11 protein-coding genes are annotated in these 13,954 nt (G+C 36.6%); 6 read left to right on the forward strand and 5 right to left on the reverse strand.

Features of this window, described 5'->3' with window-relative positions:
* Positions 1 to 115 precede the first annotated feature (115 nt).
* Entirely contained in the window at positions 116 to 658 is a 543-nt protein-coding gene (locus tag KDJ85_RS09135; RefSeq protein WP_225819383.1) for a GNAT family N-acetyltransferase, read from the reverse strand.
* Positions 659 to 801: 143 nt separating this feature from the next.
* Between KDJ85_RS09135 and KDJ85_RS09140 the strand changes: the two genes are divergently transcribed.
* Entirely contained in the window at positions 802 to 1,653 is an 852-nt protein-coding gene (locus tag KDJ85_RS09140; protein ID WP_225819384.1) for a helix-turn-helix domain-containing protein, read from the forward strand.
* Here the strand turns inward: KDJ85_RS09140 and KDJ85_RS09145 are convergent.
* Positions 1,650 to 2,549, reverse strand: coding sequence for a LysR substrate-binding domain-containing protein (locus tag KDJ85_RS09145; protein ID WP_225819385.1), 900 nt, complete (start codon positions 2,547 to 2,549; stop codon positions 1,650 to 1,652). The two genes, KDJ85_RS09140 and KDJ85_RS09145, sit on opposite strands and share 4 nt — an antisense overlap.
* A gap of 116 nt (positions 2,550 to 2,665) precedes the next feature.
* Here KDJ85_RS09145 and KDJ85_RS09150 point away from each other — a divergent pair, with 116 nt between their 5' ends.
* The 4 genes from KDJ85_RS09150 to KDJ85_RS09165 all read left to right on the forward strand — a co-directional run bounded on the left by KDJ85_RS09150 (position 2,666) and on the right by KDJ85_RS09165 (position 8,254).
* On the forward strand, positions 2,666 to 3,844 hold the full coding sequence (locus KDJ85_RS09150) for an MFS transporter (RefSeq protein ID WP_225819386.1): 1,179 nt from the start codon (positions 2,666 to 2,668) through the stop codon (positions 3,842 to 3,844).
* Between the two features lie 84 nt (positions 3,845 to 3,928).
* Complete coding sequence (locus tag KDJ85_RS09155) at positions 3,929 to 5,143, forward strand: MFS transporter (RefSeq protein ID WP_225819387.1); 1,215 nt, start codon at positions 3,929 to 3,931, stop codon at positions 5,141 to 5,143.
* Positions 5,144 to 5,229: 86 nt separating this feature from the next.
* Complete coding sequence (gene ada / locus KDJ85_RS09160) at positions 5,230 to 6,312, forward strand: bifunctional DNA-binding transcriptional regulator/O6-methylguanine-DNA methyltransferase Ada (RefSeq protein ID WP_225819388.1); 1,083 nt, start codon at positions 5,230 to 5,232, stop codon at positions 6,310 to 6,312.
* A gap of 535 nt (positions 6,313 to 6,847) precedes the next feature.
* Positions 6,848 to 8,254, forward strand: a complete 1,407-nt coding sequence (locus KDJ85_RS09165) for an aminotransferase-like domain-containing protein (RefSeq protein ID WP_225819389.1) — start codon at positions 6,848 to 6,850, stop codon at positions 8,252 to 8,254.
* Between the two features lie 59 nt (positions 8,255 to 8,313).
* On the opposite strand, the gene KDJ85_RS09170 is transcribed toward KDJ85_RS09165, so the two are convergent.
* Positions 8,314 to 9,555: an MFS transporter gene (locus KDJ85_RS09170; protein ID WP_225819390.1), complete on the reverse strand. Its 1,242-nt coding sequence runs from the start codon at positions 9,553 to 9,555 to the stop codon at positions 8,314 to 8,316.
* A 533-nt stretch (positions 9,556 to 10,088) separates the two neighbouring features.
* Between KDJ85_RS09170 and KDJ85_RS09175 the strand changes: the two genes are divergently transcribed.
* Complete coding sequence (locus KDJ85_RS09175) at positions 10,089 to 11,234, forward strand: MFS transporter (RefSeq protein ID WP_225819391.1); 1,146 nt, start codon at positions 10,089 to 10,091, stop codon at positions 11,232 to 11,234.
* Positions 11,235 to 11,273: 39 nt separating this feature from the next.
* Here the strand turns inward: KDJ85_RS09175 and ydeE are convergent, their stop codons facing one another.
* Both ydeE and KDJ85_RS09185 read right to left on the reverse strand, forming a co-directional pair.
* Complete coding sequence (gene ydeE, locus KDJ85_RS09180; RefSeq protein ID WP_225819392.1) at positions 11,274 to 12,464, reverse strand: efflux MFS transporter YdeE; 1,191 nt, start codon at positions 12,462 to 12,464, stop codon at positions 11,274 to 11,276.
* A gap of 311 nt (positions 12,465 to 12,775) precedes the next feature.
* Positions 12,776 to 13,933 (reverse strand): iron-containing alcohol dehydrogenase, encoded by a 1,158-nt coding sequence (locus KDJ85_RS09185; RefSeq protein ID WP_225819393.1) that lies wholly within the window; start codon positions 13,931 to 13,933, stop codon positions 12,776 to 12,778.
* Positions 13,934 to 13,954 lie beyond the last annotated feature (21 nt).

The following is a 13,954-nucleotide window of genomic DNA, read 5'->3' on the forward strand; positions in this document are numbered from 1 at the left end:
CGAAAAATCATAGCATTAATTGGTAAAGGGTAGAATATGTTTGTGCGCTTAGAAATGTGTTGTGACAATAAAAAAGAATAAGGCATTCAGTAAGATGGCCTTATTCTCTTAAATATTACAGTAATGAAAGCCATTCTTGTTTTGTAAGTCGGCTTATTTCTTCAGTTTTTGTTTCGCCAATTAACGGAATAAATTGAGGGGCTAAGGTTTTGTAATATTTAAAACCACATTTTTCTTGTGCAATTTTTGATTGTTCATTGCCTTGAAAATAGCCACACCATAGATTATCTAATTTTAGGTCTATGAACCCATGGCGAATAATTTCTTTAATAGATTCAGGTATTAATCCATTGCCCCAAAATGGTACACCGATCCAATAGCTGACTTCAGCATCATTATCCCCTATAGGGAAATTACTTTCATGGCTTAAAGATAACCCGATTAGGCCAATGGCGCGCTTGTCTTCTTTTAAAGTAACGGCATAAACTTCATCTCGCATGAAGACTTCTTTAATAATCATACGGCTTTCTTCAACGCTTTGATGTGCAGGCCAACCAGCAACAGGGCCAATTCTTTCGTCTTTCGCATAAAAATATAGATCTTCAGCATCCGTTTCTTGCCATGGACGTAAAATCAGTCGCTCTGTATAAAGTACCATCCGTTTTCCTCTTAATGATAGAAGTAATTAATGCGTGTATTTTAGGTATTAATGAGTAATATTTAAGAGGTAAAATTGTTCATTGTAGGTACTTATGACAACTATTTTGGGTTGAGCGCTGCTTGCTAAGAGGAACAAACGCGATGTTAAGCATACAAACATGTTTGATTAATATTCCAGAAGCGATCCGCTTTGGCGTGACCAATATGGATAAAATGCAGAAAAAACAATTAGTTTCATCATACGTAACTGTGTGCATTTGTTTGCAAGGTTGCGCGATTTTTAATATTAATTTTAGACAGCACCGAGTACGAAAAAATGACCTGATTATTTTATATGATGATACCTTTGCCATGCTACAAGCAAAATCACGATGTTTTAACCTTGAATATTTGTTAATTGATAAAAAACTTGCCATCTCTATTGCTTATTCGTTGCCTCAACAGTTATTTGCATTTTTTAATGACTATCCTGTTATTCAAATCCCTATAGAAAAGCATGAGTTGTTTGATTATTGGAAAAAAATAATGCTTTCAATAGCGATTGAACGTGGTGAACATTGGCAATTACAATTGAAAAACCATTTGCAAAATTTGTTTTTGGAAATAAGTAATGGCGCTAAAACGATTTTAGTTAAACCTGAAAAACGAAATCGACAAGAGCAACTTTGTTGGCGTTTTTGGGGCTTAATTACACGGCATTGTAAACAACATAAAGAGGTTAAATTTTATGCTGAAAGATTATCGATAACCCCGTTTTATTTATCAAAAATTAGCCAAAGCTTTTTTAATGATCCACCAAAGGCATTGATAGACAGACAAGTTATTTTAGAAATAAAAGCATTACTCGAGATTGGCAAATTATCAATAAAGGAAATAGCGGATGAAGTTAATTTCGAAGATACCTCATATTTATGCCGTTATTTTAAACGGCATACAGGAATAACACTGACAGAATTTAAAAAAGGAATAAGGTTTAAAACGGAAAAAAGCTAGAGAGGCTCTATTTTGGTCGAATATTTCTTTATAAAATCAATAAAACACCGTAGGCGAGGTGATACCGCTTGGTTTCGGTAATAAACGGCATTAATGGGCTGGCGAATGACTACGGTTTCTTTTTCTAAAACTTGCACCAATTGACCACTGGCAAATGCGTCCATGGTTACAAAATCGGCAGAGCATAAAATTCCAGCGCCTTGCATTGCGAGGTGGAATAAGACTTCACCACTTGCCCCTGCAATATTGGGTTTAATTTTAAGTAAATCTTCATTTGCATTTTTTACGGGCCAAATATTCAGCGAGTCAGGTTGAGTAAAGCCCAGTAAACAGTGTTTTTTTAATTCGTTGCTATTTTGTGGCGCACCATACTTTGCTAAATAAGCAGGACTGGCTACTAATCTCTTTTGACTAAAACCTAATAAGGTGGCATTAAGTGATGAATCTTTTAGCACACCAATGCGAAAAGCCACATCAATTCGATTTTCTAATAAATTAGTGACACCTTCATAATTATGAATTTCAAGTTCAACTTGCGGGTAGCGTTCATGGAATAACGGGATCAGCGGGGCAATTACATGTGTCAGAAAAGGGGTTGAGGCATCAATACGTAGCTTACCAGAAGGAATGGTTTGGCGGACAGATAACATTTCTTCTGCTTCGTGAGCGAGATCAATAATCTCTCGCGCTTTTTGCAAAAATGCGGTGCCTTCATCACTGAGCTTGATTGAACGTGTTGTTCGGTAAAGTAACGTTGTATCCATTTTTTCTTCAAGCCTAAGTAATGCACGGCTTACCGTTGAAATGGTCATGTTTAACTGTTCGGCAGCTGAAGTAATAGAACCAGAGTCAACGACACTGATAAAAGCTTGAAGTTCTTCAAAGGTTATTTTCATTATTGCATTTCCAGCAAAAGTTATTTTCACCTTAGCGTCTTTTTCATTGGCTTTCAATGTGGAAAAATTCAGCCCATTAATAAATGTTAATAATTTATTTCAATAAGGCTGGAAAAATGAGAATTAACACTGCACTGTTGGCACTAGCAATAGGCGCTTTTGCTATTGGAGCAACTGAATTTTCCCCAATGGGAATGTTACCTTATATTGCTGATAATATTCAGGTTGATATTCCATCCGTTGGGTCAATAGTTGTTATTTATGCCCTTGGTGTGATGATAGGTGCACCAATCATGACTCTATTACTGGTGAAGAGAAAACCGAAAGTGGCATTGGTATTCTTAATGTCTATTTTTACGGTAGGAAATTTACTTTCAGCTATGTCTCCCGATTTGGTGACCTTATCAGTTTCACGTTTTATTACGAGTTTAAACCATGGTGCATTTTTTGGTTTAGGGGCCATTGTGGCGGCGAGTGTTGTTCCACCAAGTAAGCAAGCTAGTGCAATTGCAGCCATGTTTATGGGATTAACTATTGCCAATATTGGAGGTGTTCCGCTCATGACCAAATTAACGCAAGTCGTGGGATGGCGGGAGGCATTTTATTTAATCGCCGCACTTGGATTATTAACCATTGCGAGTTTAATTTGGGCTTTACCCAACAATCTTCAAGGACGAGACGTTAACGTTAAAAACGAATTACGTATTTTACGACGACCACAAGTGGTGTTAGGCATGTTATCGACAGTATTAGGAGCAAGTGCAATGTTTACCCTATATACTTATATTACTCCGATGCTGATGAACTTCATCGATGCTTCCGATCAAATGATCACCATCATGTTAGTGATTATTGGTGTGGGTTTCACGATGGGTAACTATTTAGGTGGTTTATTTGCAGATAAATCATTATTTGGCACGCTGATCATCTTTTTCTTAATGTTAGCGTTAAGTATGGCAATATTCCCATTGATAGCAACGAATGCAGTTGGTGCAGGGTTAGGTTTGTTATTCTGGAGTATTTTTAGTTTTGGTATTGTCCCACCAATACAAATTTTAGTGATGAATGCAGCCACAGGAGCACAGGCGTTAGCTTCCTCCGTTAATATTGGTGCATTTAATTTAGGTAATGCAATTGGTGCAGCAATTGGTGGGGCGGTATTATCTTATGGTTATAGTTATTCAATGATTAGTTTTATGGGTACTTTCGTTGCTGTTTTAGGTATTGCTGTCATTCTTGTTATTTTTCGCAAAAAATCTGATGTGAAAGTTGAGACTGAAATTGTTTGTGGCTAATTGAAAAGCAATAAACGGAAAGTCAAAATATAAGGCCTTTCTTTAATGTAGAAGAAAATCTTCAACAAATAAGAAAGGCCAAACATGAATTCAGATAAACTTTTTAGCAAAGTTGCCTATTCAAATTTATTTGCTCAAATGTCAGAGCAAGTTGCTTTAGCAGTAACACCTCTTGTTGCTGTACTGATACTCAACGCCTCTGCCAGTGATACAGCTTGGCTGCAAATGTGGCAGACACTGCCTTTTCTTATTGTGTCACCATTTATTGGTATTATTGTCGATCGGCATAGTGCTCGTAACCTAATGATATGCTCTGAAGCGATACGTATTGCCGTTTTAGGGATGATTTTTGCGTTATTATTTTCAAAACTGCTTTCATTCGTATTATTAATTTTGTTTGGATTTATTGGCGCTGTTGGTACAGTAATCTACAGTGTTGCTACTTCAGCCTATATTCCAGCAGTGATCCCTAAAGACCAACTAATTAATGCGAATCGATGGATTGAACTTGCACGAAGTTTATCTTATACGGCAGGGCCTACATTAGGTGGTGTGCTGGTTGGTTATATTGGTGCTTCATCTGCCTATAGTTTCGCCATTATTTTATCGGTGATTGCTTTAGTTTTAATTTTTCAATTGCCCAAAGACCACAAGAAAACGCCAGTTTCAACATCGCTATTAAAACAATTAAAAGAAGGTGCTGACTATATTTTCCATAATCCGTATTTAAAGCCTATTTTATTGACTGCATTATTTTTTAATACTGCCTGGTTTATTATTCAGGGAGTTTTTACGGCATATGCCGTGACAGTATTACAACTTTCAGCACAGCAAATTGGTATTGCGATTTCAGTTTACGGAATAGGAATGATTGTTGGCGCACTTGGCCTACGCCACTTATCTTTGCAGTTTAGCTATGGGACTTTGGTAATATTTGGGCCAGTTTGTGGTTTATTTGGTGCGACAACCTTGCTATTTACTGTCTGGAATTCATCATTTTACTTAGTTTGCTTTGCTTATTTTTTATTTGGTGCTGGACCCATTATTTGGACGATATCCACCGTTTCATTACGCCAGGCGGTGACTCCCAATTTGTTGATTGGACGCGTTTCCGCATTGATGTTAACAACTTCATTTGGTGCTAGGCCGTTGGGCTCAGCCATAGCGGCAATTATTGCTGCATTATATGGTGTAGAATATTGTTTATGGGCTGCTGTTTTTTTCTTTGCTATCCAATTAGGGATTATTAGTCAGTCGCCTGTTCGGGCATTAAAAGCCATGCCTGCAATAAGCAGCTGATGCCATAATTAAAAAGCAAGCTGCGGAGATTCTTTATGTGGCTTATCCGTCATAATGACGTTATTAAATTAAGAAAGGACATTATCATGACGATTAAAAACATATGGAAAACACCTGAACAACGCTGGCAAGCAGTTGTTGAAAGAAATAAAACAGCGGATGGCCATTTTGTTTATGGTGTAAAAACGTCACTTATTTACAACCATCCATCTGCGGCTGGGCGCTTGCCTAAACGAGAAAATATTGAATTTTTTGATAATGAAGCCCAAGCGATTGCACAAGGTTATCGCCAAGGAAAACGACATCGCACAGAGGCAACACAATTAATGCAATTTTATAAACAGAAAATAGAAAAAGCGTGTCGTTATATTGAGCAAAATAGCCAGTCGTTGACACTGGCCGAATTGGCAGATTATGTCGGAATCAGTCGCTACCATTTTCATCGATTATTTAAATCACAAACAGGGTTAACGCCAAAAGCTTATGCAGATGCTTTTAGGCATAAAAAATTGCAGGCAAAATTGCAAGAACAAGAGCGTATTACTGATGCAATTTATGATGCAGGATATCAATCAAATAGCCGTTTTTATGAAACATCAACACAGCGATTAGGCATGACGCCACGAGCTTGGAAATCAGGTGGACATGGAAGCAAAATTTATTTTGCACTTGCTTTATGTTCATTAGGAACAGTATTGGTTGCACAAAGTCCGATCGGTGTATGTGCAATTTTACTTGGGGACGATCCTGAAAAGCTACTTAATGATTTACAAGATAAATTTCCAAATGCTGAATTAATTGGTGGTGATGTCAACTTCGAACAAGTTATTGCTGACGTTGTTGGTTTTATTGAAGCACCAGAGATTGGTTTTAATTTGCCGCTTGATATTCAAGGAACGGCATTCCAACAGCGTGTATGGCAAGCCTTACGTGATATCCCTGTTGGAAAAACGGTGAGTTACCGTGATATAGCAGAAAAAATAGGTAACCCTAAAGCGGTTAGAGCCGTCGCGAGTGCATGTGGGGCAAATATGCTAGCGGTGGCTATTCCTTGCCACCGCGTGGTGAGAAACAATGGCGAACTATCAGGTTATCGCTGGGGTATAGATCGTAAACAGGCCTTATTATTAAAAGAGGCACAAGGTAGCTTAACCAAATCCAGTGAGTAATTCTGGTTAAGAATGAAAGCTATTAAGTTAGTTTTAGAAAACATACCTTAATAAAACATTAAGAAATATTTTTTATTAATTAATGTCGTTAAATTCACCCAATATTTTATCACCACTATTCATAATAGGCATAAAAATGGACAATGTTTAAATTGAATTCTTATTTATTAAAATATGAGTCGTTCATTTGATATTTCATATAAATCAATGAAATAATAATGTTTCCTGTATGTTAAATGGTTGGGTTATATTTTTTGACCTTTATATTTTTCATGCCGTTTCTTTTTGATAAACACATTGAGTTTGTTAAATAACCATAATATTGGCTGTAATAAGATAAATCTTGGGTATGGTTTTCCCCTTACGTTTTTTTCGTATTCCATAAGTTCCCCTAATGTTCTGCTCATTTTTATTAAGAATTACATGGGGGAGAAATATAAAAAAGTGACAGATATGATTTTTTGCAAAATACAGATCAAAAGCGCTAATTTTTGTATTACATTATTCAAACGGGGAAAATAAAAAGGGTTTTGCTGTGTTACTGTACAAACAAATCGCGCAAATGTTGCAAGAAAAAATTAAGCACGGAGAGTTTCTTAATGGTGAAAAGCTGCCATCAGTGAGGGATATCGGGAGAGCTCATGATGTCAGTATTACCACGGCACAGCTTGCTTATCGTGAACTTGAAAGGTTACAGCTCATTTATGCGGTACCTAAATCAGGGTACTTTGTGATCCCCGAAAAAACGGAAGCTTTATTACCGAAAGTTGCGAACTATATTCAAAAACCCGTTCAGATTGCACAATGGAATCCGACTATGGATTTTCTACGTGTTGCTGAGCGAGAAGGGGTGACATCTTTGTCTTGTGCTGTGCCAAACATTGAAGACAAAAGTTTAGAGCCATTATGGCAAGAAATGACAATGGTAACGCGTAGAAAGCAATCATTGACGCTTGAATATGATAGCTTACAAGGGCTTGCCGCACTAAGAGAACAAATTTATTTAATTTCAGATGATCGCCACCTTTTTACGCCTGATGATGTTGTCACGACAACAAGTGGCCATCAATCGCTATCTATTGCTTTACAAGCTTGTACACAAGGGAATGATGTTGTTGCAGTCGAGTCGCCAACTTTCCCTGGGCTATTACAGACATTGTATGGTTTAGGAAGAAAAATAATTGAAATTCCTATTGATCCTGAAACAGGTATAAACCTTGAAAGGCTTGAAGAGGCTTTTGAGTGTTGGAATGTGAAAGCGGTGGTGGTGACACCAACGTGTAATAACCCGATGGGTTGTATTATGCCTGATAGTAATAAGCAGCGTTTACTCGAACTTGTTGAAAAATATCAAGGAACAGTCATTGAAAATGATTGTTTAGCGAGTTTGGCGTATCAGTATCCACGGCCGTCAACGATTCAATCACTGGATCGAAATGGGCATGTGATTTTATGCAGTTCATTTTCGAAAACGGTTGCTCCAGGAACACGTACTGGTTGGATAATTCCAGGTAAATATAAAGAAAAAGTTTTGCACTTAAAATACTTATCACATTGTTCTGGTGAAATATTTATGCAACAAGTGATGGCTAATTTCCTAAAGGAAGGGCATTATTTTTTGCATTTACGCCGAATGCGTCAACATTATAGTGAGCTTCAGTGCCAATATAAGGAATTAGTGGAAACACATTTCCCAGCAAATACCCGAATATCGAGGCCACAAGGCGGCTTTTCCCTTTGGGTGGAACATTTACCCGTAGATAACCGTAAATTACGGGATATATTGCATCGCAATAAAGTCACAGTATTAACAGGAGAACATTTTTCTACAGGTGACTGCTTTTCTAACCATTTGAGGGTGAATTATGCGCTACCTTTAATTGCGAGGAGGCGAAATGCGATTAAAATTTTGGGTGAGGCATTAAAGGTCACAAGTGTATAATTTGGAGCTCCCCCCTATGACTTAAATTCATATAAAATAGGGGGGTAATAAACAATTAATCAACTAACAATTTGTGTTTTACGGTTCTTAGTGATTAACATATAAATTAGATATAAAAGTGTAAAACCAGCTGTATACCCTGTAAATGCCATCCAGAAAGTTTTCCAGTCGACAACGCCATTAATGGTATTGAGCTCAATAACCCAGCCACATAATACCGCCCCTAAGAATGTACCAAACCCATTAACGAGTGTGGTGAACACGCCCTGAGCAGTGGAGCGAAATTCTGGGGCAATTTCTTTTTCCAAAAATAATGCGCCAGCGATATTAAAGAAATCAAATGCACAACCATATACAATCATAGATAAGAAGAGGGCCAGTGTGCCTATTGCCGTAAAATCACCATAAGCAAATAAACCTAATCGTAAAATCCATGCAATCATACTAAGAAGTAAGATAGTTTCGATTTTGAACCTTTTTAATAAAATAGGCAGCAATAAGATAAAAATAATTTCAGAAAATTGTGAAATAGACAAGAATATAGTGGGGTATTCAGAGAAAATAGAGCCTCTGGCTTCGGGGGCTAATGCCATATCCTGTAAAAACGGAACACCAAATGTGTTGGTTATTTGTAATACAGAACCTAATAGCATGGCAAAGAATAAAAAAACTGCGACTCTCCCTTTTTTAAAAAGCAAGATAATATTATGACAACTAAAGTTAGATGTCTCTGCTTTTTTAGTATTGATACTATTAGTAGTAATGAAAAATATAGAAAATAGACCTAAAGCAACTGAGGCGGCAGCCCCTACATATAACTGGTAATAACTCATTTCTAGTTTTAATAAACTAATGGTCCACATTGCGACAATAAATCCGACAGTTCCATAAACTCTGATTTTTGGAAAATGAATCTCTGAATCTAATTTTCGTGTACCTAACATTTCAAATACAATACTATTACAAATTGAAATGGTTGGCATGTAAAACATTAAATGAATTAATGTAGCAATAAATAAAAGAGTGATTGTATCACTGTGCGCCATGACGATTAAAAAAATTGCAGAAAGAAAATGAGTAGAAACATAAACTAACTTTCTATTATTAATTTTATCGGCAATAAACCCGATAATAATAGGTGAACATAAAGCAGATATTCCTAACGTACTGAAGATTAACCCTATTTCACCGCCCTTTAAATGGAGTGTATTAAAAAGGTATGAGGCAAACGTGACAAGCCATGAGCCCCAGATAAAGAATTGCAAGAAAGAAACTATTTTTAATCGAGTTGTAATACTCATGCCTGCACACCTTGATTTAACCTAAACATATTTAAATACAATTATAAATTTAACTGATTAATATCATTTTTTTAATAATCAACAATAGAAGCATTTATCTGATTATTGTTTTTGCATTATAAGATAGGCTATTGTTCAGTTTATTGATGTAAAGATGGCTATTCATGAATTAGTTAGGCAGATGATCGATTTTTAATCGCTATTAATACTTAATTTGTTGCATCTAAGTCGTACAATTGTGTCTGTGAACGAAAGATAAAATATAGAATCGATTAAGAATTGTTTATTAATGCTTAATGCTTAATGTTTTAATCTGTTATTGCAATGAAATCAATTTTAGTGTTTAATCAGTAAACATATCTATTACTTTACCCCTCTGTTTTCCTTGGTTTCTTTTATTCCCCAGATATTCAATTTCAGTGTTATACCTCTTAAAATATTTTCATTCATCTAACCATCATCTAATAAACCCACAATGGCTCTTCTCTGAAGCCTGACCTATTTTTTAACTCAAAATTTTAAAAGAGTATGCTATGACTTCACATCGTTGTTTACTATTTGTATTAGCAATATCGGTATATCTTGTTGGTGCAACTGAATTTATGCTTTCCGCGATAATGTTTCCATTAGCGAATGCTTTTAATGTACAAGCATTACAGATTTCATGGTTAATATCCGCTTATGCATTCTCATATGCACTAGCTGCGCCTGTTGTCGGGTTCTTTTCGGATAAGATGGATAAGCGCAAAATGTTACTCGTAGCGATGTTATTTATCTCAATTGATAGTATTGCAATAACGTTTGCTCCTAATCTCTTGATAGCTCTTATTTTGCGTGTTTTTGGTGGTGTTGCTTCCGCTGCCTTAGTGCCGATTACGTTTGCTTTTATTTCTGATGTCATCGATGAAAACAAACAGGCCATTGCAATGGGGTATGTCATGCTGGGAATGACGCTTGGTATTATTACAGGGCCAATTCTTGCAGGGGGAATGACACAGTATTTTTCATGGAAAATGCCATTTATATTTATGGCAATTGGAGGGCTTTTGGTGTTGTTTATTTCCATTAAGGTTTTACCGTTTGTTGCTTCGTCAGCGGTAAAACAAGGCTCATTTAATATGTTTAAGCAGGGAATGATCAGTAAATTTATTATTGCTAAAGGAATTTGGAATGGTATTACTGTTTGTCTATTTCTATTGGCAGGTGAAATATTACGAAGCAGGTATCAACTTAACAGTGCGATGACTGGTAGCTTAATGGGGTTATTTGGAATAGGTTTAATAATAGGTAATAGTGTTGTTGCAAAAGTCGTTTCATACAAGGTTTCCGAACTATCACTAGTCCTAATAATAATTGGGCTTTTATTTATGATTATTCTTTTCTTTATTAGTGATTGGTTAACATTAATAGGTGATTGTTTTTGTTTGTTTGGATTCGGTGTACTATTAGGTTTAATTTCACCTATCAGCACTTCGTTACTTGCCAGACTAAATGTGAATAATAAAGGTTTGGTATTATCAATCTCAGAAAGCTTTAATAATATTGTGTTGTTATTGGCTATCCCGCTTTTTTCTTGGTTGATCTCTGAAGACCGTGTTTTAACCTCTGCCATATTGGTTAGTATATTATTTAGTATTGCAATATTTTTTATTACAAGAGTAAAAGCAGCAATGAGATAGCGATATCCTTGCTGATAAGCAGCAAGGATATTGACTAGACTACAGGTGTTGATTCAATTGGTTTTGTCGTAATCTCATTCCATTTAACATGGATAGCCAAGCTAAAAAAGTAATTATCATCAAGATAATAAAGATAAAATAAGCAGGTAATTCAGTTAAAATTACGCCAGTCATCATTGGGTTAAAAGCACCACCTAATAAACCTAATGATTGAGCTGAAAAATAACTTGCTTTCATACCTTCAGGGGCAATGCTATCAATCAACATATATTCACCTGGGGCATAAATCAGTTCCCCTAATGTGAAAAGAAAAGCGCCAATAGCCCAAATATAGAGATTTTCTGCTGCGCACATGAAAGTGGCTAAGCCCAGTAAGAAAAATAAACTCCCTAATGTCATTAACTTTTTCAAATTGTCAGGGGTGATCCGTTTTCCGACAGTGTATTGCAACGTTACCACAACGACCGCATTCACAGGGAGTATGACGCCGATAACGACTTGTGCAAAATCACTATTTGCTACCGTAATAACATATTGAGAAATCCAAGTAGTAAACGTCCCAAAAACTAATGACCCTAAGAATGTAGATAAAATAAACCAAGCAAGTACACGGTCATGTAGCATTACAGCTGGGCTCCATGGGCGTTTACTGCCATCCAGATGTTGTGCAGGTTTTATACTTTGTACAAATCTTTGAATAAAAAATATAGGAAAAGCAGCAGAGATAGCGGCCAAATAAAATGGCAAATTGATACTGTACATTAACAGCCAAGTCCCAATAGGCGGACCGACCGTCCATCCAATATTGATAAAAGTATAATTTAAGGAAAAGACTTTAGCTTTTAACGATAAGGTCAGAGTATCTGCAAAGTAAGCTTTAAGAACAGTAGAAAAAACAGAATAAGAACAATTAATCAAAGAGAAAAATATGATCACTAAGATAGCACTATTGGATAGGGGAATTGCAATAAAGCCACCAATGAAAGCAACCACTGCAAGTAGCATGCACCGTTTTTTATCGACTCTATCTGCCAGCATGCCAAAAGCCATGCTAAATAGCACACCAACAACCATCGCCAATGACATAGCTACCCCAACAGTATCAATTGCCATCTGATACTCTCGGGTTAGGTAAATGGCCATAAATGGTAGTGTTGCCCCACGGCCAATGGTCAGAAGTAAAGACGATGCAAGTAACGCACTGTTAGATATACTGAATTTCGCTGACATAACATACGACCTAGGATTTTTATTATTGTTAATTGTTTGTTTCAACTAAAAGATATTGTAATAAAATACATAAAATCAGTGCGATGAGAAACGGACAATAATGCGCTAAATAGAAAACAATATTTTGAGGAGATCAATCTGCCATTATCGATTAAATATATTGTAATATGAAATCAGTTAAACCGTATTAAACGTTATATGCTGAGAATAAATCGCACTAAAGCTGGAGGAATAATATAGGCAGTCTCTTCTTGTTTTTAAATAGAAAGATGCATGACTACACCTCTCTATTTAATCAACGGGCATTAAACTTACAGTGCCGCAGTATAGACACGGCGACTTACATCAAGAGTGATGTCTTGGTGCTCGCCTAATTTAATCATATTGTGTGCCTCCAAACTTTTTACTAGGGGCTCAACAACATCGGATGAAAGCTGATAATCACTAAAATGCGTACCTACATTCATTTTTTCGAAAAACTGACGGGTTAACTCAATCGATTTTAATGCTTTCTCTTGGTCGTTCCCGTTGGTGATCCCCCACACTCGTTCAGCGTATTGTGCTAATTTAGTTTGTTTTTGTGGTAATTTTTCTTTCAGCATTGCGGGTAATATTATTGCGAGTGTTTGTGCGTGATCTAAACCATAAAGCACAGTGATTTCATGACCTAACATGTGAGTAGACCAATCTTGTGGAACACCGGCACCAATTAAGCCATTGAGTGCTAACGTCGCTGTCCACATTAAATTAGCACGGATGTCATAATCTTTAGGGGTTTCGAGCGCTTTAGGGCCAATGTCTATGAGCGTTCTTAATAAACCTTCTGCGAAAGAATCTTGTACATAGGCATTCATAGGGTAAGTTAAATACTGTTCAATAACATGAACGAATGCATCGACGACACCATTACTAATCTGACGAGGTGGAAGTGTGTAGGTTTTCACGGGGTCAAGAATTGAAAACTGGGGAAAAACCTTATCACTCATAAAGGCTAATTTAGACTGTAATTCTTCGCGTGTAATTACGGAGCCTTTATTCATTTCTGAACCAGTTGCGGGGAGGGTTAATACAGTCCCAAAGGGTAATGCAGTTTGAATTGTTTTACCGCCCTTTGTAACAACTTCCCATTTGTCACCAGGATAGTTAACTGCCGCTGCAACAAATTTTACGCCATCAATCACCGAGCCGCCGCCAACAGCGAGTAAAAAATCAAAGCCTTCCTTTTCTATTTTATCAACTGCTTTGATGAGAGTTTCATAGCGCGGATTAGCTTCTATCCCACCAAAAAGTGAAAAATATCTTGAACCTAAAGCGTGTTCAACCTCATCTAGTGTACCCGTTTTACGTGCGCTTTCACCGCCAAATAAAATGAGAACTTTTGCACTTTCAGGGATCAATCTGTCTAACTCACTTATCTTTCCATCCCCAAAAATGATGCGTGTCGGGTTATAAAACTCAAAGTTATTCATATATAAGCCTTAATAGAAAAA

This window comes from Providencia vermicola, assembly GCF_020381325.1.
In the GTDB taxonomy this organism is placed as follows: Bacteria; Pseudomonadota; Gammaproteobacteria; order Enterobacterales; family Enterobacteriaceae; genus Providencia; species Providencia vermicola.

What these genes read in the sequence shown, in the direction of transcription:
- KDJ85_RS09145 (WP_225819385.1), bottom strand. Translation starts at nt 2,549, where the DNA reads ATGAAAATAACCTTTGAAGAACTTCAAGCTTTTATCAGTGTCGTTGAC.
- KDJ85_RS09140 (WP_225819384.1), top strand. Translation starts at nt 802, where the DNA reads ATGTTAAGCATACAAACATGTTTGATTAATATTCCAGAAGCGATCCGC.
- ydeE (WP_225819392.1), bottom strand. Translation starts at nt 12,464, where the DNA reads ATGTCAGCGAAATTCAGTATATCTAACAGTGCGTTACTTGCATCGTCT.
- KDJ85_RS09170 (WP_225819390.1), bottom strand. Translation starts at nt 9,555, where the DNA reads ATGAGTATTACAACTCGATTAAAAATAGTTTCTTTCTTGCAATTCTTT.
- KDJ85_RS09135 (WP_225819383.1), bottom strand. Translation starts at nt 658, where the DNA reads ATGGTACTTTATACAGAGCGACTGATTTTACGTCCATGGCAAGAAACG.
- KDJ85_RS09150 (WP_225819386.1), top strand. Translation starts at nt 2,666, where the DNA reads ATGAGAATTAACACTGCACTGTTGGCACTAGCAATAGGCGCTTTTGCT.
- ada (WP_225819388.1), top strand. Translation starts at nt 5,230, where the DNA reads ATGACGATTAAAAACATATGGAAAACACCTGAACAACGCTGGCAAGCA.
- KDJ85_RS09185 (WP_225819393.1), bottom strand. Translation starts at nt 13,933, where the DNA reads ATGAATAACTTTGAGTTTTATAACCCGACACGCATCATTTTTGGGGAT.
- KDJ85_RS09155 (WP_225819387.1), top strand. Translation starts at nt 3,929, where the DNA reads ATGAATTCAGATAAACTTTTTAGCAAAGTTGCCTATTCAAATTTATTT.
- KDJ85_RS09175 (WP_225819391.1), top strand. Translation starts at nt 10,089, where the DNA reads ATGACTTCACATCGTTGTTTACTATTTGTATTAGCAATATCGGTATAT.